The sequence below is a fragment of the Roseomonas sp. KE2513 genome, from assembly GCF_016107305.1.
GTDB lineage: Bacteria > Pseudomonadota > Alphaproteobacteria > Acetobacterales > Acetobacteraceae > Roseomonas.
Genome location: NZ_RCVR01000010.1, coordinates 1 through 21,918 on the forward strand (window position 1 = coordinate 1; position 21,918 = coordinate 21,918).

At 70.3% G+C, this 21,918-nt stretch carries 17 protein-coding genes; 7 read left to right on the forward strand and 10 right to left on the reverse strand.

Going from position 1 to position 21,918, the window contains the following annotated elements; translation table 11 throughout:
* Window positions 1–413: 413 nt before the first annotated feature.
* Window positions 414–1,007, reverse strand: coding sequence for a hypothetical protein (locus tag D9599_RS11935; protein ID WP_198381468.1), 594 nt, complete (start codon window positions 1,005–1,007; stop codon window positions 414–416).
* A gap of 196 nt (window positions 1,008–1,203) precedes the next feature.
* Here D9599_RS11935 and D9599_RS11940 point away from each other — a divergent pair, with 196 nt between their 5' ends.
* Window positions 1,204–3,522 carry a type IA DNA topoisomerase gene (locus D9599_RS11940; RefSeq protein WP_232480420.1) on the forward strand — a complete coding sequence of 773 codons (2,319 nt, stop codon included), beginning with the start codon at window positions 1,204–1,206 and terminating at the stop codon, window positions 3,520–3,522.
* Window positions 3,523–3,755: 233 nt separating this feature from the next.
* Window positions 3,756–3,959 (forward strand): cold-shock protein, encoded by a 204-nt coding sequence (locus tag D9599_RS11945; protein ID WP_043834995.1) that lies wholly within the window; start codon window positions 3,756–3,758, stop codon window positions 3,957–3,959.
* A 115-nt stretch (window positions 3,960–4,074) separates the two neighbouring features.
* Here D9599_RS11945 and D9599_RS11950 read toward each other — a convergent pair whose 3' ends face one another.
* On the reverse strand, window positions 4,075–4,365 hold the full coding sequence (locus D9599_RS11950; RefSeq protein ID WP_198381469.1) for a hypothetical protein: 291 nt from the start codon (window positions 4,363–4,365) through the stop codon (window positions 4,075–4,077).
* A gap of 150 nt (window positions 4,366–4,515) precedes the next feature.
* On the opposite strand from D9599_RS11950, the gene D9599_RS11955 reads away from it, so the two are divergent.
* Window positions 4,516–5,670, forward strand: a complete 1,155-nt coding sequence (locus D9599_RS11955) for a hypothetical protein (RefSeq protein ID WP_198381470.1) — start codon at window positions 4,516–4,518, stop codon at window positions 5,668–5,670.
* Here D9599_RS11955 and D9599_RS11960 read toward each other — a convergent pair.
* Both D9599_RS11960 and D9599_RS11965 read right to left on the reverse strand, forming a co-directional pair.
* Window positions 5,667–6,074: a hypothetical protein gene (locus D9599_RS11960; protein ID WP_198381471.1), complete on the reverse strand. Its 408-nt coding sequence runs from the start codon at window positions 6,072–6,074 to the stop codon at window positions 5,667–5,669. The two genes, D9599_RS11955 and D9599_RS11960, sit on opposite strands and share 4 nt — an antisense overlap.
* Before the next feature lie 37 nt (window positions 6,075–6,111).
* Window positions 6,112–6,804 carry a response regulator transcription factor gene (locus tag D9599_RS11965; RefSeq protein ID WP_198381472.1) on the reverse strand — a complete coding sequence of 231 codons (693 nt, stop codon included), beginning with the start codon at window positions 6,802–6,804 and terminating at the stop codon, window positions 6,112–6,114.
* 116 nt (window positions 6,805–6,920) lie between these two features.
* Between D9599_RS11965 and D9599_RS11970 the strand changes: the two genes are divergently transcribed.
* Window positions 6,921–8,363 (forward strand): HAMP domain-containing sensor histidine kinase, encoded by a 1,443-nt coding sequence (locus D9599_RS11970; protein ID WP_198381473.1) that lies wholly within the window; start codon window positions 6,921–6,923, stop codon window positions 8,361–8,363.
* A gap of 183 nt (window positions 8,364–8,546) precedes the next feature.
* Here the strand turns inward: D9599_RS11970 and D9599_RS11975 are convergent, their stop codons facing one another.
* On the reverse strand, window positions 8,547–9,881 hold the full coding sequence (locus D9599_RS11975; protein ID WP_198381474.1) for an efflux RND transporter periplasmic adaptor subunit: 1,335 nt from the start codon (window positions 9,879–9,881) through the stop codon (window positions 8,547–8,549).
* Window positions 9,882–10,105: 224 nt separating this feature from the next.
* Between D9599_RS11975 and D9599_RS11980 the strand changes: the two genes are divergently transcribed.
* Both D9599_RS11980 and D9599_RS11985 read left to right on the forward strand, forming a co-directional pair.
* Window positions 10,106–13,240, forward strand: a complete 3,135-nt coding sequence (locus tag D9599_RS11980) for an efflux RND transporter permease subunit (RefSeq protein ID WP_198381475.1) — start codon at window positions 10,106–10,108, stop codon at window positions 13,238–13,240.
* Window positions 13,241–13,280: 40 nt separating this feature from the next.
* Window positions 13,281–14,804, forward strand: coding sequence for a TolC family protein (locus tag D9599_RS11985; protein ID WP_198381476.1), 1,524 nt, complete (start codon window positions 13,281–13,283; stop codon window positions 14,802–14,804).
* Window positions 14,805–14,888: 84 nt separating this feature from the next.
* Here the strand turns inward: D9599_RS11985 and D9599_RS11990 are convergent, their stop codons facing one another.
* A complete protein-coding gene (locus D9599_RS11990) occupies window positions 14,889–15,263 on the reverse strand; it encodes a response regulator (RefSeq protein WP_043834985.1) in 375 nt (124 codons plus the stop codon).
* Window positions 15,260–18,286, reverse strand: coding sequence for an ATP-binding protein (locus D9599_RS11995; RefSeq protein ID WP_198381477.1), 3,027 nt, complete (start codon window positions 18,284–18,286; stop codon window positions 15,260–15,262). The genes D9599_RS11990 and D9599_RS11995 overlap by 4 nt, the downstream gene beginning before the upstream one ends.
* Window positions 18,287–18,452: 166 nt before the next feature.
* Between D9599_RS11995 and D9599_RS12000 the strand changes: the two genes are divergently transcribed.
* The gene (locus D9599_RS12000) at window positions 18,453–20,222 is read left to right on the forward strand and encodes an AI-2E family transporter (protein WP_198381478.1); all 1,770 of its coding nucleotides are present in this window, start codon (window positions 18,453–18,455) and stop codon (window positions 20,220–20,222) included.
* A gap of 138 nt (window positions 20,223–20,360) precedes the next feature.
* Here the strand turns inward: D9599_RS12000 and D9599_RS12005 are convergent, their stop codons facing one another.
* The 3 genes from D9599_RS12005 to D9599_RS12015 all read right to left on the reverse strand — a co-directional run bounded on the left by D9599_RS12005 (window position 20,361) and on the right by D9599_RS12015 (window position 21,881).
* Window positions 20,361–20,777 carry a DUF3597 domain-containing protein gene (locus tag D9599_RS12005; protein WP_198381479.1) on the reverse strand — a complete coding sequence of 139 codons (417 nt, stop codon included), beginning with the start codon at window positions 20,775–20,777 and terminating at the stop codon, window positions 20,361–20,363.
* A gap of 73 nt (window positions 20,778–20,850) precedes the next feature.
* Window positions 20,851–21,360 carry an Lrp/AsnC family transcriptional regulator gene (locus D9599_RS12010; protein ID WP_198381480.1) on the reverse strand — a complete coding sequence of 170 codons (510 nt, stop codon included), beginning with the start codon at window positions 21,358–21,360 and terminating at the stop codon, window positions 20,851–20,853.
* A gap of 50 nt (window positions 21,361–21,410) precedes the next feature.
* Window positions 21,411–21,881: a cupin domain-containing protein gene (locus tag D9599_RS12015; protein WP_198381481.1), complete on the reverse strand. Its 471-nt coding sequence runs from the start codon at window positions 21,879–21,881 to the stop codon at window positions 21,411–21,413.
* Window positions 21,882–21,918: the final 37 nt, after the last annotated feature.

The window sequence follows — 21,918 nt, forward strand, 5'->3', positions numbered from 1 at the left end:
GGGTGATTACCTTCACTTCTGAACTTCTGCTCGGCCTGAGATAACTCGCTGCCGTTCAAACCAGAAGAAAGAACCACCGTTCGTCTGGGATCGATATAGGCGCCGATAGCGTCTGGATCAACCCCTCTTTTCGCCTTTCCGGAAGAAAACTTCCGGACCACCAAACATGTAACCGAAGACCTCACGGTCATCCTGCTACCAGCCAGGAAATCCTAACGGACTCACCAACCTTTTTCACAAGCCTCCATCTTCAAGATAATGCCGAAGCATCATCACGAAGCGAGGGAAGGTGAAAGATCGATGACTCCGCTGAACTGCGGAGCGGCGAAATACTTCCGCCGGCGCCGCCTTGCAAGTGCCTTCCGCCATGCTTGCAGGTAAGTCCTGCCGCTCCGTCGACGCAGACCGCCTGCTCAGCGGTCCCGCTCCTCCAGGGCGCGCGCAGCCTGCCTGGCTCGGCGAGCTGCGGTCCTGCTTGCTTCCTTGGCGTTTGTCGCCGGCCGCTCGGCACCGGTTTGCTCATCCTCCACAGGGCGACGGTGCCGGTGCCGCCGAGCGGACGGTGCGCTTCCAACGGTGCTGCTCGCCTCAGTCCGCTCCGCTTCCGCACCTGTGGAAGGCCGCGCGGCAACATGCCGGAGACGGGCGGAGCGAACCTCAGCCCCCTCCCCCGCTGCCCGCGGCCGTGGCCGGGTGGCCGGCGCCGGCTCTGGCGCCGCAGCCTGACGCTCGAAGCGAGGCGCGATGTCGTCGGCGACGTACTGGGCCACGTGCGGGGTGCGGACCACCTCGCGGTAGGTGTCGAGCGGCACGTTCAGGAACTCCTCCGCTCGGCCACCCCGCCGCACCATGCGCAGCCTCCCTGGCGCTGGCGGGTCGCCGCACCAGCGGGCGACGGCGAAATCATTGGAGACCAGGGTCGAGCTGCTGCAGGTCTCCGCCTTAGCGCCGCTGCCAGCGGACACCGCGAGAAGAAGGGCGAGGCCAAGAAGGAGGGGTCGGCTCATCAGGAACTGCTCTGCGGATGAAGGCGCGCAGCCATATCGGGGAAGCGGGGTGCCGGAAAGCCGTAGGTCGTTGATTTAGTGGGTGCCCACCTGCCCTGCCTGGAGGCGGTGGCCCGCCCGCACTACAATCTGTCCCCTGCCGGCTCCAACGGGGCCGCCACCCACGCCCGACACCAGAACCCTCCACCCCGAGCCCATGCCTGCCCAGATCGTCATCACAGAGAAGACCAGCCAGGCGAAAGACGTACGTGCCGCCGTCGGCGCGCGCTACGGCATGATCCTTCCAGCCGAGGGCCACCTCTTCGACCTCGTGGAGCCAGAGGAGGCCATGCCGGAATGGAAGCGCTGGTCCCCCATCCTCCTGCGCCCGGAGGGTCTCTACCCCACCAAGCCGGCCCATGGCGGCAACAAGGCCTCCAAGCTGAAGGCCATCCGCGAGGCCCTGCGCGGGGCGGATTGCGTCTGGCTCGCGACGGACTGCGACCGGGAAGGCCAGTTGATCGGTCAGGAGATCCTGGAGCACCTGAAGTATCGCGGCCGCGTCATGCGGGTGATCTTCACCGCCCAGGATCCGCAGACGATCCGCGAGGCCTTCGCGCGGGCACGCCCCAACGCCGAATACGCGCGCCTCTACGCCGCGGCCGTCGCCCGGCGCCAGGCGGACCAGATCTACAACCTCTCCCTCACCCGTACCGCGACCGTCACCCTCGCCCGCGGGGCCCGCAGCGTCATCGGCGTCGGCCGGGTGAAGACGCCGACGCTGGCCATCGTCTGCCGGCGGGAACTCGAGATCCGCAACTTCGTCCCGCAGGCCTATTTCGAGGTGGTCGCGACCGCCGATGCCGCGGCCGGCTCCCTCCGCCTCCGCCACGCCCCGAAGGAGCGCATCCTCAAGCGCGAGGACGCGGACGCCGTCGCAGCCATCGCGGAGGGCTTCGAAGGGCCGCTGAACGTCCGCGTGGAGGACAAGCGACAGGGCCCGCCCCGGCTGCACGACCTGCCTTCCCTCCAGAAGCTCTGCGGCTCCCGCTTCGGCTGGTCGGCCGCGCACACGCTGGAGGTGGCGCAGCAGCTCTATGACGGTGAGGGCAAAAAGGTCATCACCTATCCCCGCGCCGAGACGCGCTACCTGCCTGAGAACCTTATCCCCGACGTGCCGCGCATCGTGGCGGGCCTGCAGGTCGGCCGCGCCTTCAGCGAAATCCCGGTGCCGCAGCCCCCGGTCGTCCGCCGCGGGGCCTCCGGCCATTTCCACGACAAGGGCTTGGCCGGGGCCAGCCACCACGCCGTCATTCCCAACGTGAACACGGTAGAAACGCTGCGCGCGGTCTGGCCGCGCCTCACTTCGGACGAGCGGAAGCTCTTCGACGTGATCGCGCGCTCCTACCTCGCGGCCGTCATGCCCGATTTCCGTTACCGCCAGACCACCGTCACCATGGACGTGCGCGGCCATGCCTTCCGCGCCGCCGGCCGACAGCCGATCGAGCTGGGCTGGCGCGCCGCCTTCCCCAACTGGCAGCCGGCCGACGAAAAGGGCGAGGACGCACAGCTTCTCCCCCCACTGCGCGACGGCGAGCCCGCCCGGCTGCACGACGCGGCCGTCGAGGCGAAGGAGACGCGTCCGCCGCCGCGGTACAACGAGGGCACGCTGATCGAGGCCATGCAGAACGCCTGGCGCTTCGTGGAGGACGAGGCGCTGCAGGAGCGGCTGAAGGAGGCCAAGGGCATCGGCACGCCCGCCACGCGCGCCGAGATCATCCGGGGCCTGAAGGCGCAGGACTTTCTCGCCATCGACGGCAAGAACATCGTGCCGACGGAACGCGGCCTCTCCCTCCACGCCGTGCTGGAGCGCGCGGACCCCGCCCTCGTCGATCCCGGCGTCACCGCGCAGATGGAACGCCTGCTGGACGAGGTGCTGGTCGGCGAGCAGGAGATGATGGGCGCAATCGACGCCGTCTGCGCCCAGGCCAGCCGCATCATCGGCCGGCTGCAGGAGAATGCGGGCCCGGCCGATCCCGCACTGCTCGGCGGCGCCCGCCGCACGGGCGGCGCGGCCGGGGCGCCGACGCCCGCCATGAAGCGCTTCGTGGACAGCCTCGCCCGCCAGAAGGGGATCAAGCCGCCGCGCGGCTACACCACCTCGGCCGCCGCCTGCCGGGCTTTCCTCGACGAGCACGCCGCCAAGCGCGAGGCGTCGCCGACGGTCGGCGGCGACGCTCAACGATCCGTCCGCCGTGCGCCGCGCCGCGCCGCGCGCCCGGCCGAAGGCGCATCGGATACGCCTACGCCTCGGCAGAGAGGGACGCGGAAAGCAACGGGGAAATCCGCCGCTAGGCCCCGTGCGCGCCAGCCCGCCGCGTCCGGGCCGGAGCTGACGGAGGCTGAGACGCCGCTCCGCATCCCCTTCGGGAACAAGGAAGCGGCCATGAGCCTCGGTGCGCGGTACCGCGCCGGCGGTTGGTATGCTCCTGCCGGCACTGACCTGGACAGCTTCCGCGAGCGCGGGTGGCTCTGAGCGGGGAGTGAGGGAACACAGCGTCGCTGCCCGCTCTCTCTTTACCAAGTCGGCATTCGAAGGAACTTCTTGCAACCCCGCCAAAAGAGCCCATATTGGACGGGTCAGGTTTCGTTGTTTCGGTTTGCTTCCTCTGCCCTCACGGGTGTCAGGTTTGTTTCCGTTTCAAGGCGAAGGTGATCCGCTGGGTAATGTTGCCCCGCGGTTTTTCTTTTTTGATCGGATGCAACATCATGGCGACTGGTACCGTGAAGTGGTTCAACGCGACCAAGGGCTACGGCTTCATCCAGCCCTCCGACGGCTCGAAGGACGTCTTCCTCCACATCTCCGACGTGCAGCGCGCCGGCCTGGACGTGCGTGAGGGCGACAAGCTCGAGTACGACGTGCAGTCGGGCAACAACGGCAAGTTCTCGGCCGGCAACCTCCGCCAGGCCTGAGCCGCAGCGGCCGCCACGCCGGCGGACCAGCCGGCGCGGCGAAAGGCCGCCGTATGAAAAGGCCCTGGGCCGGAGAGATCCGGCCCGGGGCCTTTTGCATGAAGAACCCGTAACGTCAGGACCGCGCGAACCACTCCGGGCAGGGCAGCGGATGCCCATGCGCCTGGGCCTCCGCCCGACGCTCGTTGCTGAGCATGTAGGTGCAGTAATCATCGGCTGCGGCGTCGGCATCCATGTCGGCCGGGATCAGCTCGCTCGCCCTGATCGCGTCCGATATCGCCGCCCAATTGGCGGTCAACGAGATGTCGGACACGTCCGCCCCATTCCCCGTCCCGGCGGAGAGCCGGACCGCATTCACGATGATCGCGGTCTGCACGATCCATAGAAATTGCTCTTGTTTGGTCACAACCCGACTCTTTCCGGTCTCGGATGCGATGAGTCTGCACCGCACGCACAGAGCTGAAAAGCCGCCCTTCGTCCCCCGTGGCGGCTTGTGAACCACCTTTATAAGTAGCCTCGCGCGACGATCTGTCATCCTGTCCATCAGGATCCAAGCATGCGCTTTCTCATCCCGATCGCCCTTCTCGCCGCCCTGGTCGCCTTCCAGCGGCCGGACTGGGTCACGAACCTCGAGAACGGGCTTCGCCACGCGGCGCTCCGCCTCGGCGAGGTAGGCGGCGCCCCTGGGCCGGGGCGCGGCAGCACCGCCGACCGCGCCCCGGCTCGCGAGCCGGACCGCGCCGCCTCGCTCTCTGCGGTCGGCCGGGTGACGGAGGCGCAGGCCGACGCAAGAGGCATTGAAGAACAGCGCGACCTAACCGCCCGGGACCGGGTGCAGGCCCTGCTGCGCGCCGCCGCTGCCACCATGGCCGGCAGCGAGGCGATGGGAGAGCTGCGCAGCCTTCAGGACGCCCGCGCCCGCCTCGCCGAGTTGCGCGATCGTGCGGCGGCCGCCCGCATTGCCGGCAGCGACGCCACCGAGCTGGAGGCCCAGGCCTCCCGCGCCGGCGCCGAGGCCTCCCGCCTCACCGACGCCTTCGTCGCCAGGCTTGGGCAGATCGGTGTCACCATCTCGCGCGAAGCGGCGGAGAAGCTCGCGATCTCCGTCAACGGGGATGACGTGGTTGCCCTTCTTGCGGCCTACGCGAACGTGGAAAAGTTGGAGGCCGATCTCCGCGCGGCCGTTGCAGGCGCCGGCGACAACGAGGCGGTTCTGCGCCGCTACTACGGAATTCACGCCACGCTGCTGGCGGTGCTCGAGACGGTGCAGGCCGAGGCCGTTTCGCGCATCGACAACCTGCTCCTTCCGCGCCTCGACGCGATCGACCGCGAGACGCGGGACCTACGGAACGATGCCCAGGCCCGCCTGCGCCCGATGCGCGACGCGGGCCTGCGCGCCTCGCTCGAGGCCAACCTGCGCACGCAGGACCTGACGCTGCGCGCCACCGACCTCTACCGCCGCCACCTGCAGGACCAGCGGACGAGCCTCACCCAGGCCCTGGACCGGACGCGAGCGGCGCGCGGTGTGGCAGACAACACGGCGCGCACGGCAGCCCTTGCCTACGACGTGGCCGCGCTGATGCGAGCGGAGCGGGACTTCGGCGCCGTGATAGCCATCCGACCGCCTGTAATCCTTCCCTTCGAGGGCGAGGCGCTGCGCCGCGAGTTCGAGGGCCTCTCCCGCCGTCTCGGCGAGCAGCCCACGAGCTAAGCCCCATTCAGCTCCGCGGTGCGGAGAAGATAGTCGCAGCGGCCGTTATTGGCGCCTTCGAGCGCCAGCTCAGGCGCGCCCGGCGGCGCGTCGGTACGGCGCAGCACCGTCTCCCGCGTCACCAGCAGGCCCGGGCGATTGGTAATGAGCCGGAACAGCCCATTCTCCGCCGGCTGCAGCACCGCATCAACGATCTCGCCGCAGACAGCAGGTCCCCCGCGGGTCAGCTCCGCTCTCAGCCCCCGCGCCACCGGCGGCACGCCCGGCAGCGCCACGAGCAGCGAGCCCGGCGGCAGGGTGGGGGCCCGCAACTCCGCCTGGGGCATGGCGGCCGGCGGCGGCTGCTCGGTGGAGCAGGCGGCAAGCCCCGCGAGCGCCACCACCACCGGGATCCATCGGCGCATCAACCCGCTCCTCCGCTCCGCCACCTTACCGGTTTGGTCAGGCCGTGGCCGAATCCCCGGGCGGGGCGGCTTCCAGGCGGTATCCTAGTCCGCGCACCGTCTGGATCACCACCCCCGCCCCCGCCTGCCCCAGTCGCGCCCTGAGACGGTGGACATAGACCTCCACCGCGTTCGGCTGCACCGCCCGATCCAGCCCTGCAAGCCGCGCCTCCAGCGTCTCCTTCGCCACCGGACGCGGAGCGGCCCGGAGCAGCACCTCGAGCAATGTGCGCTCCCGCGGTGGGGGGTCGAAGGGGGCGTCGGCGACGGTCAGCGCGCGCGACAGCGGATCGAGCGAGAGGGCGCCCATCACCAGCGGCGCCGCCCCGCGCCCGCCACGCCGCCGCGCCGCGTTAAGCCGGGCGACAAGCTCCACCAGCGAGACCGGCTTGACCATGTAGTCGTCGGCGCCGAGGTCCAGACCTTCCACCACCTCGGCCACCTCGCCGCGGGCGGTCATCATCAGGACGGGCGGCGCGCCGGGGCGGTGGCGGAGGCGGCGCACGAGATCAATCCCGTCGCCATCCGGCAGCCCACGGTCGAGAACCACGGCGTCGTACTCGCCGGTTGCGAGCGCCGCCTCCGCCTCCTCGATCGAGCCGCCGGTATCCGCCTGCCAGCCCGCCCGCCGCAGCCCCTCCGCCAGCAACTGCGCGAGCCGCGCGTTGTCCTCCACGAGCAGGACCCGCATGCCCTCTTCCCCTCGGCAACCCCGCGGAGAGTGCGTCGGCGCCGGGGGCCGGACAAGCCGCGCCGCCGCCCGATGGGGGCGAGACAAGCTGCGCCCGGCGCGAGTAGCCTCATCCCATGGCCGCAGCTCCCCCGATCGCCGCCCCGGGCAAACCCTATAGCCTCGTCCTCCGCCTGGCCCTCGCCTACGCGGTGATCGGCTTCGGAGCACTGGTGATCGGCGGACTCATCCTGCACCACACCATTAACCGCGTGGTCTGGACCGAACACCAGCGGGGCATCCTCGCCTCCGGCAACGATCTGACCGAGCGGCTGGAGAAGGATGGGCTCGCTGGCCTCTCCCGCCCCATCCGCACGGAGGCTTCGCGCCGCTTCGACACATCGAGCGGCTCGATGCTCTACGCCGTCACCGATGCCCAGGGCCACCGCCTGGCCACCTCCCCCGGCGTACGGGAGCAGCTGCCGCGCGTGGAGGAAGACGGCTCGATCCCTTCCACCTTCAAGATCGGGCAGGACGGCACCCGCCTCTGGGGCGTCACCCGCTGGATCGACACGCCCGATGGCCGCCTGGCGCTCCAGATCGCCCAGGACATGGAGCGCTCCTATATCGTCCTCGACGACGTGCCTGCTGCGGCGTTGGGGCCCATCATGGCCGTGCTGGCGCTCGGCGCCGTGCTTCTCTTCATCGCGAATATCGGGCTGCTGATCCTTCTCTCGGCCCCCCTCCGCCGCGCGGCGCGCGAGGCGGAGCTGATCGGCCATGGCGGCCCGCCCCGGCTCGACGAGAGCGAGATCCCCCTTGAACTCCTGCCCCTGATCGAGGCCGTGAACGGCGCGCTGGACCGCCTCGACGACAGCCTCGAATGGCAGCGCGGCTTCTCGGCCGAGGTCGCGCACGAATTGCGCACTCCGCTCGCCATCATCCAGGCCGAGCTGGACCTGCTCAACGCCGACGAGGTGACGGACCGGCTGCGCCGCGACGTTCAGGAGCTCGCCCAGCTCGTCTCCGACCTGCTGGAGGCCGCCGAGGCCGCCCGCGACATGCCCGTGACCGAGGGTGCCTTCGATCTCGCGGAACTGGCCGCCGACACCGCCCGCCGCTTCGCCCCCATGGCCGAGCGCGAGGGCCATCCCGTGATCGCCCCCGCCAGCGGCGGCCCCATCTGGGTCCGGGGTGAGCGGGAGGCGATCGGCCGGGCACTGCGCAACCTGATGGACAATGCCCTCTCGCACTCGCCACCCGGTGGCGCGGTAACCCTGAGCCTCGGCGCACCCAGGAACGGCATGGCGGTGGTGGAAGTGGCTGACCAGGGCCGCGGCGTGCCGGAAGCCGAGCGGCGAAACGTGTTCCGCCGCCACTGGCGGGCGGGCGACACCCACCGGCGTGGCCTCGGCCTTGGCCTATCGATCGTGGAGCGCATCGTGCACGCCCATGGCGGCACGGCCGAAGTAGGCGATGCACCGGGCGGTGGCGCGGCCTTTTCGCTCCACCTTCCCCTGGCGCCTGCGCCAGCGGTTATTGCGGTGACGCAGGCGCCGGCCAGTCTGTCCGCGGGATGAGGGCTGTTCTTTCCTAATGCCCTTCCTGCGCGTGCAGTCGCCTCGGGTCAGTACCCGAGACGCACCGGCCGCAAGGCACCCCCAAATCAGAAAAAAAGATGATGGCGAGGGATCCGGAAGGAGGAAGAATTCCTTCTTCCTCTCCCCAGCCTCACTCGCGGAACAGTTCCAGGAAGGGCTCGCTCAGTCCTGCGCCGCGCGGTCGATGAAGAGGGCGCCGCCGGTCACCACGCGGGCGCCAGGGTTCAGCCCCTCCGTCACCTGCACCATGCCGTCGGACTGCAGGCCGGTCTTCACGCGGCGCATGATGAAGCGGTCGTCGCCCAGCGCCTCCCAGAGGGAGGTGGTGGCGCCGCGATAGATCAGCGCGCCCGCGGGCACGGCGACTGCCTCGTTCGCGTCGCCGACCGCAATGCGGAAGGAGGCGAACATCTCCGGCTTCAGCAGGTGGTCAGGATCCTGCACGGCGGCGCGCACGGTCAGGCGGCGGGTGGTCGCGTCCAGCGCGCTGGCCACATTGTCGATCCGCGCCTCGAAGCTCCGGCCGGGCAGCGCGTCCACGCTCACCTGCACCACCTGGCCGACGCGGACCAGCGGGGCGTCCATCTCGCGCACGCCAGCCACCAGCCACATCTGGGAGAGATCGGCGATGGTATAGATCGGGTCCGCGCCGCCGGCGTTCAGCCACTGGCCCGGGCCGATGCGGCGCTGCACCACGGTCCCGGCCAGCGGCGCCGTCACGGCCACCACGGCGTTCACGTGACGGGTGCGCTCGATCTCGGCAATGGAAGCAGCGTCGCGGCCGAGCACGCGCAGGCGGTCGCGTGCGGCGGCGAGGGTGGCCTCGGCAGTGCGCTGGTCGGAAAGCGCGTTCGCCAGATCGGCCTGTGCCTGCTCCAGGTCGCGGCGGGCAGCCGCCTTGGCGGCGAAGAGGTCGCGCTGACGGGTCTCGTTGCGGCGGAACAGGTCCACCTGGGTGCGCGCCTTGCCAGCGGCGTCCAGCGCGGAGAGGAGGTCGTTGGCCGCCCCGGTCAGGTCGGTCGTCTCGATCTCGAACAGCACGTCCCCGGCCTGGACCTGCTGGCCGGGCTGGGCCAAGGCGCGGACCACGCGGCCGGTATAAGGCGCGAAGATCGGGGTGGAGCGCTCCTCGTTGAAGGAAATGCGGCCCTCGGCCACGCGCTCGGGCCGAAAGGCGCGCGCCGCCACGGGCTCGACGCGCAGCAGCTTCGCTTCGGTGGAGGAGAGCTTGAAGGAGCCATCCGCCATGCGGCCCGTGTTGGAGGCGGCCTGGGCAGGGGAAAGCACAGCCGGCACCGCGGGCGAGCCGAGTTCCTTATAGGCGTAGAAGCCGCCGGCGCCGATCACGGCAAGACCGGCGAGCAGCAGCGGCAGGCGGCTGCGCGGCCGGGCGGCCGGGGTCTCGGGCACGGCTGGAGCCTGCTGCGGCGCGGCGCCGCCCACAATAGTCTGGACGGAGGCGGCCTCGGCGAGCTGAGGAGGGGTCAGCATGTTCATGGCCAGCACCTGCTACCTGGACAAAGGGGCGGGACGAGCGCGCTCGCCATCCCTGATCGTCTTATGCACCCCCTGCCTTACAAGCGGCTTACACGCCGATTTTCGCTCTTCCAGAGAGGCTTCGAAGGCCTCAGATCGACGCTGCCAGAGGTCGGCAGGGGTGTAGCAGCCCCAAGTTCCGGCTCTCGCCGCGCCATGATCCCCCCGCCCCGGGAGCCACCCCCTTGCGTCACCTCGTTGCTCAGTCACTCGAGCGCCGTCCGCTCGTGCTGCTGTTCTTCGTCGTCTTCATGGTGGTGGGCGTGCTCGGCTTCCAGCACCTGAACATCGAGGCGTATCCGGACCCGGTGCCACCCACCGTGGTGGTCATCACCCAGAACGCCGGCCAGAACGCCGAGGAGATCGAACGCACCATCACGATTCCGATCGAGGTGGCGATGTCGGGCCTGCCCAACCTGACCACGCTGCGCTCCACGAGCCTGTTCGGCCTCTCGGACGTCCGGGTCCAGTTCAACTTCAACTACACCTACGAGGAGGCGGTGCAGCAGGTGCTGAACCGCCTCGGCCAGCTCGGCGCTCTGCCGAACGGCGCCCAGCCCGGCATCTCCCCGGCCTCGCCCATCGGCGAGATCATGCGCTACCGCCTGGTCGGCCCGCCCGGCTATCCGCTGGAGGACCTCAAGACCCTTCAGGAGTGGGTGCTCGATCGCCGCTTCAAGCGCGTGCCAGGCGTGATCGACGTCACCTCCTTCGGCGGCATCTCCAAGACCTACTCGGTCCAGGTCGACCTCGGCCGGATGAACGCCTACGGCCTCTCGCTGCCGGCGGTGGTGGACGCCATCCGCAACGGCTCGGTCAATGTGGGCGCGGGCACGCTGAACGTCGGGCCGCAGTCGGTGGTGGTGCAGGGCATCGGTCTCATCCACTCGCTGGACGACATCCGCAACGTCGTCCTCGGCAGCCAGAACGGCAGCCCCGTTCTCGTCTCGGACGTGGCGACCGTCGGCGTGGGCAACCTGCCGCGCCTCGGCATCGCGGGCCATGAGAACGACGACGACGTGATGCTCGGCACCGTGCTGATGCGGCGCGGCGAGCAGACGCTGCCCACCATCCACGGTGTTCAGGCGGAGGTGAAGCGGATCAACGAGGGCGGCGTCCTGCCCCCCGGTGTGAAGATCGTCCCCCTCTACGACCGCGAGGACCTGGTGAACACGACCACCGTGAAGGTCGTCCACAATATCCTTGAAGGCGTGGCCCTCATCCTCGTCATCCAGTGGCTCTTCCTGGGCGATCTGCGCGGCGCGGCGGTAATCGCCGCTACCATTCCCTTCGCCTTCTTCTTCGCCGTGCTGATGATGATGGCGCGTGGGGAGAGCGCGAACCTGCTCTCCCTCGGCGCGCTCGACTTCGGCCTGCTGGTGGATGCGACGGTCATCATGGTGGAGAACATCTTCCGCCATCTTCATCTCGCCCGCCATCACCTGCCCCCCGGGCAGAAGCCCCGCCCGGTGCCGATGACGGTGCTCAAGGCCGCGAGCGAGGTGGACAACGCCATCCTCTTCTCGATCATGATCATCATCGCGGCCTTCATCCCGCTCTTCGCGATGGGCGGCATCGAAGGCCGCATCTTCGGCCCCATGGCCAAGACCTACGCCTACGCCATCGGTGGCGCGCTGCTGGCCACCTTCACCATCACCCCCGCGCTCGCCGCCACCTTCTTCAAGCCGGAGACGGAGGAGAAGGACACCTTCGCAGTGCGCGGCATCCGCTGGGCCTACACCCGGCTGTTCCACGGGGGCATGCGTCGCCGCGGGCTGACGATGGCCCTGGCCGGCGCCATGCTGCTGGGCAGCGTCGGCGCCATGACCCGCCTGGGCGCCGAGTTCCTGCCGACCCTGGAGGAGGGAAGCATCTGGCTGCGCGCCACCATGCCTTCCACCATCAGCCTCGAGGAGGGCAACCCGACCGCCAACCATATCCGGCGCGTGCTGATGGAGTTCCCGGAGGTGATCACCGTCACCTCCCAGCAGGGTCGGCCGGACGACGGCACGGACAGCGCCGGCTTCTTCAACGCCGAGTTCTTCGTCCCGCTCATCCCGCAGGAGAAGTGGACCACGGCGCCCGACCGTGACGGGCTGGTCGCCGCCATCAGCAAGCGGCTTGACGAAGAGTTCGCGGGCGTCGAGTTCTCCTTCTCCCAGGCCATTTCGGACAACGTCCAGGAGGCGGCCTCGGGCGTGAAGGGCGCCAACGCGGTGAAGGTCATCGGGCCGGATCCCGTGGTCGCCTCCCGCGTGGCCGATGCGATCCGGCGGGAAATGTCGCAGGTGCAGGGCATCGCCGATCTCGGCGTGCTGCTCAGCGTCGGGCAGCAGACCATGTCCATCAGCGTGGACCGTGCGAAGGCCGCGCGGCTGGGTCTGACGGTCAACGACGTGAACACCGCCATCTCCGCCGCCGTAGGCGGGCAGGAGGCCGGCAACTTCTACGAGCCCGGAGGTGACCGGAACTTCCCCATCATCGTCCGTCTCTCCCCGCGATTCCGCGACGGCATGGACGCGATCGGCCGCGTGCCGGTGGGCGGCAACGCCGTGCTGCGGGATGTCGCGCGCATCGAGATGGTCTCCGGCGCCTCCTACATCTACCGCGAGAACTCCTCCCGCTACGTGCCCGTCCGCTTCTCCGTCCGCGGCCGCGACCCGGCCAGCGCGGTTCTTGAGTCGCAGGAACGGGTGTCGCGCAACGTGGACCTGCCCCAGGGCTACCGCCTGGAATGGGTGGGCGAGTTCAAGAACCTGCAGGCGGCCGTCGCCCGGCTGATGGTGGTGGTGCCGATCGCGCTCGCGATCATCGCGGTGCTCCTCTACATCGCCTTCGGACGGCTTAGGGAGACGCTGATGGTCTTCGCCCTCCTGCCGCTCTCAATCTCCGGTGGCGTGCTCGCCCTCACCGTCGCGGGGCTGAACTTCTCCGTCCCGGCCGCGATTGGCTTCCTCGCCCTTCTTGGCATCACGGTGATGGAGGCGATCATCTTCCTCTCTTACTTCAACCAGCTGCGCGAGCAGGAGGGGATGTCCTGGACGCCGGCACTGACCCGCGCGGGCTTCGACCGGCTGCGGCCGGTGATGATGACCTGCTTCGCCTCCTTCTGCGGCCTGCTGCCCATGGCGCTCGCCCACGGCATCGGCGCGGACGTGACGAAGCCGCTCGCGATCGTGGTGGTCGGCGGGATTGGGCTCGTGCCGCTCTTCATCCTCGTCGTGCTGCCGGTGGCGGTGGACCTCACCGGTCGCCGCCGCGCGGCGCGGGAGGAGCGCGCGGAGATCGCCGCCGGCACCCGCACCGCTCCCGCCGAGTGACCACCCCTTCCTCGCCCGCTCGTCCCCGAGGCCTGACACGATGACCCGCCTGCCCCGCCACGCCGCCCGCGCGCTCCTCGCCGCGGGGGCTCTCGCCCCCCTGCTCGCGGCACCCGGCCGCGCGCAGGAGGCCCGGGCCCCCGCCGCCATCACTGCCCCGGCCGCGCCTGCCGCCGCCCCCGTTGGCCGGCCCACCCGTCCTGCCCGCACCCCGCGCAGCACTGCCCCGGCCGAGGCACCGCTGCCGATCCGCGCCCCGGCCTTGACGTTGCCGGAGGCGGAGGCACTGCTCGTGGATCGCAATCTCGCGGTCATCGCCGCCCGCCGCGGCGTGGACATCGCGCGCGCCCAGCGGCTGGTCGCCAACACCAACCCCGCCGGTAGCATCGGCTATGGCCAGACCACCGCGCAGGTGAACGAGGGCGGCCGCTTCCGCAGCTACAACGGCGAGCGCTACGTTTCCCCGCTCAACAACGCCTCACTGAACATCAGCTTCACCATCGAGCGGGGCGGCAAGCGGGAGTTGCGCACCCGCCTCGCGGACGAGCAGATCAGCGTCGCCGAGGCGCAGGTGCTCGATGCGCTGCGGGCCCAGGTCTTCACGCTGCGCCAGTTCTTCATCCAGGCGCTGCAGGCCCGCGCGAACCTCCAGGTGGCGCTGGCCAATCGCAACAGCCTGAATGGCACGGAAAACCTTCTCTCCCGCCAGGTGCGGGAAGGCGCGATCCCGGAATCCGATCTCCTGCGCTTCCAGGCCAGCCGCCTACCCTTCGAGCAGGATGTGGCCAACGCCGCGCAGTCCTACGCCGCCGCCGCCGCCCAGGTCGCGGCGCTCCTCGGGGTGGACGCCAGCCGCACGGCCGAGCCTGCCGCGCGCAACGCGGGGCGCGACCCCGTGCCCTCGATCCTCGCAGGCATGCCCTTCGACCTGCGCGGCCGCTTCGACGCGACGCCGCCGCTGGACCTGACGCGCGAGACCCTGGCCGAGGCGCTGCCGAACCGACCGGACGTGCTCGCCGCCTCCCGTGCCGTGAACGCCGCCGACGCCAACACACGCCTCGCCGAGGCCGGGCGCTCACGCGACGTGTCGATCAACGGCACCGTGACCCGCACGGAACTGAGCCAGGACCTACCGAACGCCAGCCGGCCGCTCCGCGCCAATGACACGCTCGGCATCGGCCTCTCCATCCCGATCTTCACCAGCCGGTTGACGGAGGGGAACATCGCCGTGGCCAGTGCCCAGCGCGGCCAGGCCCAGGCGCAGGCTCAGGCAGCGCTCGCCAATGCCCAGTCGGACCTGGCTGTGGCTTGGTCGGCCTATGTCCAGGCACGATCCCTGCTCGACCTGACCACCGGCAACGCCCTCGGCCGGGCGGAAGAGGCTTACCGCTCGACGGAGGCTGCCTACTCTGCCGGCGGCCGCACCCTGCTCGACACTCTGGACGCGCTTCGCACGCTGAACGCGACACGGGTGGCGGGGAACGCGGCGCGGGCCGCTTACCTCAACGCGCTGGCCGGGCTCGAACTCGCCAGTGGCATCGGGGGCATCGCGCCGCGGCTCTAGCCGCCCGATACGGCGATGGCGCGTGGGGGGTCTTGGAGCAGCCGCCGGGAGATCGTCGTCGTCGGCCGCTGAACGCCCGCGGCGCTACCCCTCGGCCGCCAGCATCGCCGCGTCGATCTGCTGGAGCAGCTGGGGGAAGTCCACGGGCTTGGGGTGGTAGTCGTTGCACCCTGCCTCCAGCATCCTGTCCCGGTCGCCCGACATCGCGTGGGCGGTCAGGGCGATGATCGGGATGCCCGCCGTGTCCGGGTCGGCACGGAGCGTGCGGGCAGCGGTCCAGCCGTCCATCACCGGCAGGTTCATGTCCATCAGCACGACGTCCGGCCGCTCGGCCCGTGCCATGTCCACGCCCTGCTGCCCGTCATGCGCCAGCACCACGTCGAAGCCGCGGCGGCGCAGCCGGCGGGAAAGGAAATCCCAGAGCTCCTCGTGATCCTCCACGAGCAGGATCTTCGTCATCGTGCGGCAGCCTCCGTCTCCGGCTGCAACGGGGGCGGAGGCGCCGGGTTCCCTGCCGCGCGTGCCGCCGCGATACGCCGCAGCTCGGAGAGCAGAGCGTCGGGCGGCTCGTCATCGGCGGGTAGCACGCGCCGGACCTGCCCGCGCAGCGCCTCCAACTCGGCCGGGGCCACCTCTCCCCCCGTCAGCGCGATCACGTGCAGGTGCCGCAGGTCCTCCCGCGCGCGTAGGCCGTGCACCAGCCGCAGCCCCTCCTCCTCCGGCCCGGGCACGGCAACGAGCACGAGGCCGACGGGCGGTGCCGCCGGGTCGGGCGCGGTCAGGCGGGTCATCGCCATCTCCGTGCCGTCCGCCTCCTCTACGGACCAACCCTCGCTCTCGAGCAGGTGGCGGAGCTCGGCCCGTGCCTCGGCCTCGGCCTCCACTACCAGGGCGGCGCCTGGGGCGCGGTAGCGGTCGAGCACGTTTCGCAACCGCTGCCACTGCACGGGCTTGATGAGGTAGTCCGCCGCGCCCAGAGAGACCGCCAGGGCCCGCTCCTGCACGATGGAGACCATCACCACCGGGATCTCAGCCAGATCGGGATCCGCCTTCAGTGCCGTTAGCACGGACCAGCCGTCCATGCGGGGCATCATGACGTCGAGCAGAATCGCGGTCGGGCGAAGCGCCTTCGCCAAGCGTAGCCCCTCTTCCCCGTCATGGGCGCAGCGCACGGCGAAGCCGTCGCGCACCACGAAGCGGGAAAGCAGCTCACGGGACGCCGCATCGTCGTCCACCACGAGGACAAGCCCGGCCTGCGTGCGCTCCTCCGCATCCGGCAGGGAGAGCGCCTCCGCCTGGGGCTCGGGGCCGGTCTCGGTCATGTCCATCGGCACGCGGATGGTGAAGGTGGTTCCCCGCCCCGGCTCGCTCTCCACGGCGATTCCGCCGCCCAGCAGGGTGCAGAAAGCCTTCGTGATGGCGAGCCCCAGGCCCGTGCCGCCGAAGCGGCGCGTGGTGGAGCTGTCCGCCTGGGTGAAGCGGGTGAACAGGCGGGCGAGCTGCTCCTGCGTCATGCCGATGCCGGTGTCGGAGACGCGGAAGGTGATCTCGCGCCGCCCCATCTCATCGCGCCCTTCCGTCGCCGAGAGCGTGACACGGCCCTTCTCCGTGAACTTGTTCGCATTGGAGAGAAGGTTAATCAGGCACTGCCGCAGCTTCACCTGGTCAGAATGCATGGTGCCGAGCCCCTCGGGCACCTGCACCTCCAGCGCGTTGCCCTTACCCTCCATCAGCGCCTGCACCGTCGCCACGGTCTCGGAGACAAGTGTGGAGACCGCAAAATCCTCTGCATGGGTCTCCATCCGCCCGGCCTCGATCTTGGAGAGGTCGAGCACGTCGTTGATGAGGGAGAGGAGGTGGCGCGCGTTGGCGCCGATCTTCCGCAGGTCCTTTGTCAGCGCCTCGCCGCCCTCAAGGTCCTCGGCCTCCTCCTCCAGCATCTCCGAGTAGCCGATCACGGCAGAGAGCGGGGTGCGCAGCTCGTGGCTCATATTAGCGATGAACTGGCTCTTCGCTCGGTTGGCATCCTCGGCCGCCTCACGCGCGAGCGTTGCCTCCTCCTGTGCCTCGCGCAGATCGGTCGCATCGGTGTTGGTGCCGAACCAGCCGGTGATGACGCCCCCGCCATTCTCGTCGGGATCGTCGCGGATCGGCACGGCCCGGCTGAGAAACCAGCGGTAGCCGCCATCGGCGCCGCGAAGCGGGAAGAAGTCCTCCCAGGGCTCGCCCGCCGCGATGGCCGCGCGGAAGCCGGCCTGCACGCGCTCGGCATGGTCGGGGTGCTGCACGGCCACCCAGCCGGAGCCCTTCATCGTCTCGAAGCTGGTGCCGGTGAACTCGTACCAGCGGCGGTTGTACCACTCGATCTCGCCCCCGGCGTCCGCCTGCCAGGCGAGCTGGGGCAGGGAGTTGGCAAGGGTGCGGAAACGCGATTCACTGCGCCGCAGCCGGTCCTCGGCGCGTCGCCGGCGGGTCACATCCGCCAGGATCAGCCCGGCCCCCTCCGCCCCTGCCCCGGAATGCGCGAGGGGGAAGAGCGTGGCCATGAGGTAGTGTCGCTCGCCCGGACGGTCGGGCGGAGCGGTCTCCACCTCCACCTCGGACTGCGCACGGCCGCCATCGAGCACGGCACGCAGCCGCGGAGCGATCCGTTCGCGTACTGCATCTGGCAGCGCGGGCATGGTGCCGCCAGCGGCACCCGACCGCGGCAGGCCCATCGCGCGTTCCCCGATATCCAACAGGGCCTGGTTGGCGTTCACGACACGCATGTCGGCGCCGATGAAGCCGAGGCCGACCGGTGCATTGGTCATCACCGCGTCCAGCAGCGCATTGGCCTGCCGCTCTGCCCGGCGCCGGGACCGGGCGTAGGCACCGAGCAACCCGCAGGCGAGCAGCGCGGCGCCGACCGAGATTCCCCAGAGGAGCAGGCCGCGCCGGTCGCTCGCGCGGTTCAGCGCCTCCACCTGCGTGCGGGCAGCCGCCTGCTGACGCGCCACCTCGGTGCGGATGGCGTCCATCGCCTCGCGCCCCTGGCCGGTCTCCACCTGGGCGCGGGCCTGCTCGTCGCCGCCCGCGCGGCGGAGCGCCACCGAGCGCTCGGCCAGCGCCTCCCGCCGGGCAATCAGCTCGCGCAGGCGGCCCTCGGCCGGCAGACCGGCCGGCCCACGGAGGCGCTCGACGGCCACGAGGCGCTGCTCCACCGCCACGAGCCCTTCCTCGTAGGGCTGCAGGTACTCCTCGCGCCCGACGATAAGGAACCCGCGCTGGCCCGTTTCCACGTCCTTCATGGCCGAGAGCACGCCCTCCAGGCCGACCACCAGCTCGTTCGCGGCATCGATCGCGGCCGCGTCCCGCCCGTTCAGCAGGGTGCCGACGGCGCCGGCGGCGACCGCCAGCAGCGCCAGCAGCGCCGCGACCATTGGAAGGCGTGGCAGCCCCCTGGCGCGGGAGAGAGGGCCGGGTCGGGGAGAGGCATCGGGCACGGGCGTTCCTTCGTTCCGGCGGCGATCGTGCCAGCCCGGCGTCCTGCGTTCACCGGCACCGCCGATGACGTTCCCGCGCGCAACGCCGGAAGGGGCTGGTGGGATGCCGAGGGGCGTGGCACGGCGCGGCCCTGCCCGAATGCCCGCCTGGAACGAATCGCGCCTGATGGCCCCGACCGAACGACGCCTGCCGCCGGCCCCCGCGTCCGGCAACCCCGTGGCAGGGGCGGCGATGCTGGTCTCGGCCGCCATCATCGTCGCCGCCCTCTATTTCGGGCGGGACGTGCTTGTGCCCCTCGTCCTCGCGGTAATTCTCGCCTTCGTCCTCGCGCCGGTCGCGAAGTCGCTGCAACGGGTAGGGCTGGGCAAGGGGCTCTCGGTGCTGGCGGCGGTGCTCGCGGCTTTCCTCGTGCTCGGGGCGATCGGCACGGCCCTCGGCGCGCAGGCGGCGGATCTGGCGGCGGAAATCCCGCGCTACGCAGCCGCCCTCCGCGCGAAGCTCGGTGCCCTGCAGGGCCTGGGCGACCTGCTTCGCCGGGCGCAGGACCTGCTCGGCGGCGGTGCGCCGGCGGCAACTGCCGGCGAAGCCGTGGTCGTCGCCAACAACCGCTCCGACGCGGCGCTGCTTGGCGTGCTCGGCAACGTGCTCGGCCCGCTGCTGCGGCCGCTGGCCACCGCCGGGCTCGTCATCATCTTCAGCATCCTTGTCCTTCTGTACCGCGAGGATCTGCGGGACCGCGCGATCCGCCTCGCCGGCGCGCGCGACCTGCACCGGACGATGACCGCGATGAACGACGCCGCCGGCCGCCTCTCGCGCCTCTTCCTGGCCCAGGTGGCGCTGAACGCCTGCTACGCGGTGGCGATCTCGGGCGTGCTGGCCGCGATCGGTCTGCCAAGCCCGCTGCTCTGGGGCATCCTGGCCGGGCTGATGCGCTTCGTGCCCTTTATCGGCACGCCGATCGCGATCACGCCCCCCCTGCTGCTCGCGGCCGCCATCGACCCCGGCTGGTCCACCGCCGTCGTCGTGCTCGCCGTCTTCCTTCTCTGCGGGCTGGTTATGGGACAGGTGCTCGAGCCGCTTCTCTTCGGGCGCCGCACGGGCCTCTCGCCGCTTTCGGTCGTGCTCGCCGCCAGCTTCTGGGCCTTCCTCTGGGGACCGATCGGCCTTCTCATCTCCACGCCCCTCACCGTTGGGCTCGTGGTCCTCGGCCGCCACGTTCCCCGCTTCGAGTTCTTCGACGTGATGCTCGGCGACCGCCCGCCCCTCCAACCGGAGGAGAGCTTCTATCAGCGCGCGCTCGAGGGTGACGCGGACGGGCTGGTGGCCCAGGCCCGCGAGTTCCTGGCCGAGGACGGCAACTCCCTCACGGCCTACGGCGACGGCGTGGCGCTGCAGGGCCTTGTCCTCGCCCAGACAGACTGGTCGCGCGAGGCGCTGGAGCCGGAGCGGCTGGACGTGATCCGTAACCAGGTCGGCACGCTGCTCGACGACCTCTCGGATCTCGGCGCGGCCGGGAACACCACCCTCCCCGCTCCCTGGCAAGCAGAGGGGTCGGTTCTCTGCATCGCCGGCCGCGGCCCCTTCGACCCACTAGCCGCGCGGCTCGCCGCCCTCGTGTTGCACCGGACTGGGCTCGGTGCCCGGGCGGAGACGAGCGCGGCCCTGGAGAACGCCAACTTGGCCCGGCTCGACCCCGCCCTGGTCCGTCTCTGTATCCTCTCGGTGCTGGAAGAGGGCAACAGCGTCGCCGGACTGCGCTACTTCCTCCGCCGCATCGCGCGCCAGCTTCCGGAAGCGAAGGTCATCGTCGGCCTCTGGGACGCACCGCCCGACAGCGCCATGCTTGCAGCCCTGCGCGAGGAGGGGCCGGCCGACGCGATCGTCACCTCACTCGGAGAAGCGGCGGCCCTAGGAGAGGCGATGGCGGCGCGCTGAGGCCGGTGCCAGCGGCCCAGCAAAAGGTCGCAAACGAACAGAAGAAGGTGGCGTAGGGCCTGAGGAGAGGAAGGATTCCTCCCTCCCCTCCCCAGAGTCACCGGCGATATCGGGCCAGAACCAGCCCGGCGCAGGCATTCAGCCCTTCAGGCTCTCCGGCACCTTCCCACCATTCTCCGCCAGCTTCTGCATCACCTGCTTCTGCAGCCAGATGTTCATCGAGGCGCTGTCCTCGGTGCTGCCGGTATAGCCCAGCTCGCCCGCCAGTTCCTTGCGATTGGCGAAGCTGCTGTCGAGGCCGAGCAGCTTCATCAGGTCCACGATGGAGGTCTGCCAGTTCAGCTGCTGCGGGTTCTTTGACGCCATGTCCTTCAGCACCGCCTCCACGTCCACCGGCTGGGACGGTGCGGCGCCGGCCGTGGTGGCCGGGGTGGGGGTGCCGGCATTGGCGTCGGTTGCGGTCGGCGCGATGCTGCCGATCCCGCCGGCCTCGGGCGTCGCCGCCGCGGCCTTGTGGCCGAAGATCTTGGACTTAATGGTCTCGAAAAGGCTCATGCTCAATCCTCCGTGGCCGTTACGGCTGCGGGGAGTGAACGGCCGCGGGCGGCAGGGGTTGTCCCCACGCGGGCTATCCCCCGCCCGGCCCTTCCTGATCCCGGCCGGCCCGGTCGCGGAAGCGGGCGCCGTGCAGTGGGTAGGCGGTGGTGTATTTCAACCGCTCCATCGCGAAGCGGGAGGTGACGTTGCGCATGGGAACGGCCTCGATCAGCCGCTTATAAAAGGAGTCGAACTCCGCCATCCCCGTCACGGCCACGCGCAGCATGTAGTCCACCTCACCGGCCATGCGGTGCGCCTCCATCACCTCCGGCATGGCCGAGATGGTCCTGGAGAAGGTGCGGAGCCATTCCGGCGTGTGGTCCCCCGCCTCGATCGCGACGTAGACGATGAGGTCCACGCCGATCTTCTCGGGGTCCACCAGGGCGACGCGGCGCGTGATCACGCCGCCCGCCTCCAGCTTCTGAACGCGCTTCCAGCAGGGCGTAGCCGAGAGCCCCACCTTGTCCGCCAGCTGCGCCACGGAAAGTGTCGCGTCCTCCTGCAGGAAGGCGACGATCTTACGGTCGATTTCGTCCATCATTGGCTAATGGCATCGGGGGCCGGGCGGCATAGACCGCCCGACGGCATCCATCAGCCCTGCCGGATCCACTCCGGCTCGTCCACGATGTCGAGGTCGGGCAGGTTGATCACCACCTCCTCCGTGCCGCTGCGCACGAGCGCGCAGTGCAGCACCTCGGTGGAGGAGGAGTTGATCTCCTGGTGCGGCACATAGGGCGGCACGAGGAAGAAGTCCCCCGCCTTCGCCTCGGTGATGAACTCCAGCCGGTCGCCCCAGCGCATATGCGCGGTGCCGGAGATAACGTAGATCACGCTCTCCAGGTGGCCGTGGTGGTGCGGGCCGGTCTGAGAGTTCGGCTCGATCCGGTTCGTGCCGGCCCAGAGCGCGGTGGAGCCGGTGCGGCTGCCGGAGATCGCGACCTCGCGGTTCATGCCCTTGGTCTCGGGCGTGTCGCAGCTCTTGGCCTGGGCGGGGATGTGGCGAATGCCCTTGTTCCGCCAGTCATAGCCCTGGGGGGGCTTGGCGATGCTGCCGTCAGGCATGGTCGTGTTTCCTTGTCATGCTTCCCCGCCGGCTCTC

Coding starts and splice junctions, on each gene's coding strand:
- D9599_RS11940 (WP_232480420.1), top strand. CDS start 1,204: ATGCCTGCCCAGATCGTCATCACAGAGAAGACCAGCCAGGCGAAAGAC.
- D9599_RS11945 (WP_043834995.1), top strand. CDS start 3,756: ATGGCGACTGGTACCGTGAAGTGGTTCAACGCGACCAAGGGCTACGGC.
- D9599_RS12015 (WP_198381481.1), bottom strand. CDS start 21,881: ATGCCTGACGGCAGCATCGCCAAGCCCCCCCAGGGCTATGACTGGCGG.
- D9599_RS12005 (WP_198381479.1), bottom strand. CDS start 20,777: ATGAGCCTTTTCGAGACCATTAAGTCCAAGATCTTCGGCCACAAGGCC.
- D9599_RS11955 (WP_198381470.1), top strand. CDS start 4,516: ATGCGCTTTCTCATCCCGATCGCCCTTCTCGCCGCCCTGGTCGCCTTC.
- D9599_RS11975 (WP_198381474.1), bottom strand. CDS start 9,881: ATGAACATGCTGACCCCTCCTCAGCTCGCCGAGGCCGCCTCCGTCCAG.
- D9599_RS12010 (WP_198381480.1), bottom strand. CDS start 21,360: ATGATGGACGAAATCGACCGTAAGATCGTCGCCTTCCTGCAGGAGGAC.
- D9599_RS11965 (WP_198381472.1), bottom strand. CDS start 6,804: ATGCGGGTCCTGCTCGTGGAGGACAACGCGCGGCTCGCGCAGTTGCTG.
- D9599_RS11970 (WP_198381473.1), top strand. CDS start 6,921: ATGGCCGCAGCTCCCCCGATCGCCGCCCCGGGCAAACCCTATAGCCTC.
- D9599_RS11960 (WP_198381471.1), bottom strand. CDS start 6,074: ATGCGCCGATGGATCCCGGTGGTGGTGGCGCTCGCGGGGCTTGCCGCC.
- D9599_RS12000 (WP_198381478.1), top strand. CDS start 18,453: ATGGCCCCGACCGAACGACGCCTGCCGCCGGCCCCCGCGTCCGGCAAC.
- D9599_RS11990 (WP_043834985.1), bottom strand. CDS start 15,263: ATGACGAAGATCCTGCTCGTGGAGGATCACGAGGAGCTCTGGGATTTC.
- D9599_RS11985 (WP_198381476.1), top strand. CDS start 13,281: ATGACCCGCCTGCCCCGCCACGCCGCCCGCGCGCTCCTCGCCGCGGGG.
- D9599_RS11935 (WP_198381468.1), bottom strand. CDS start 1,007: ATGAGCCGACCCCTCCTTCTTGGCCTCGCCCTTCTTCTCGCGGTGTCC.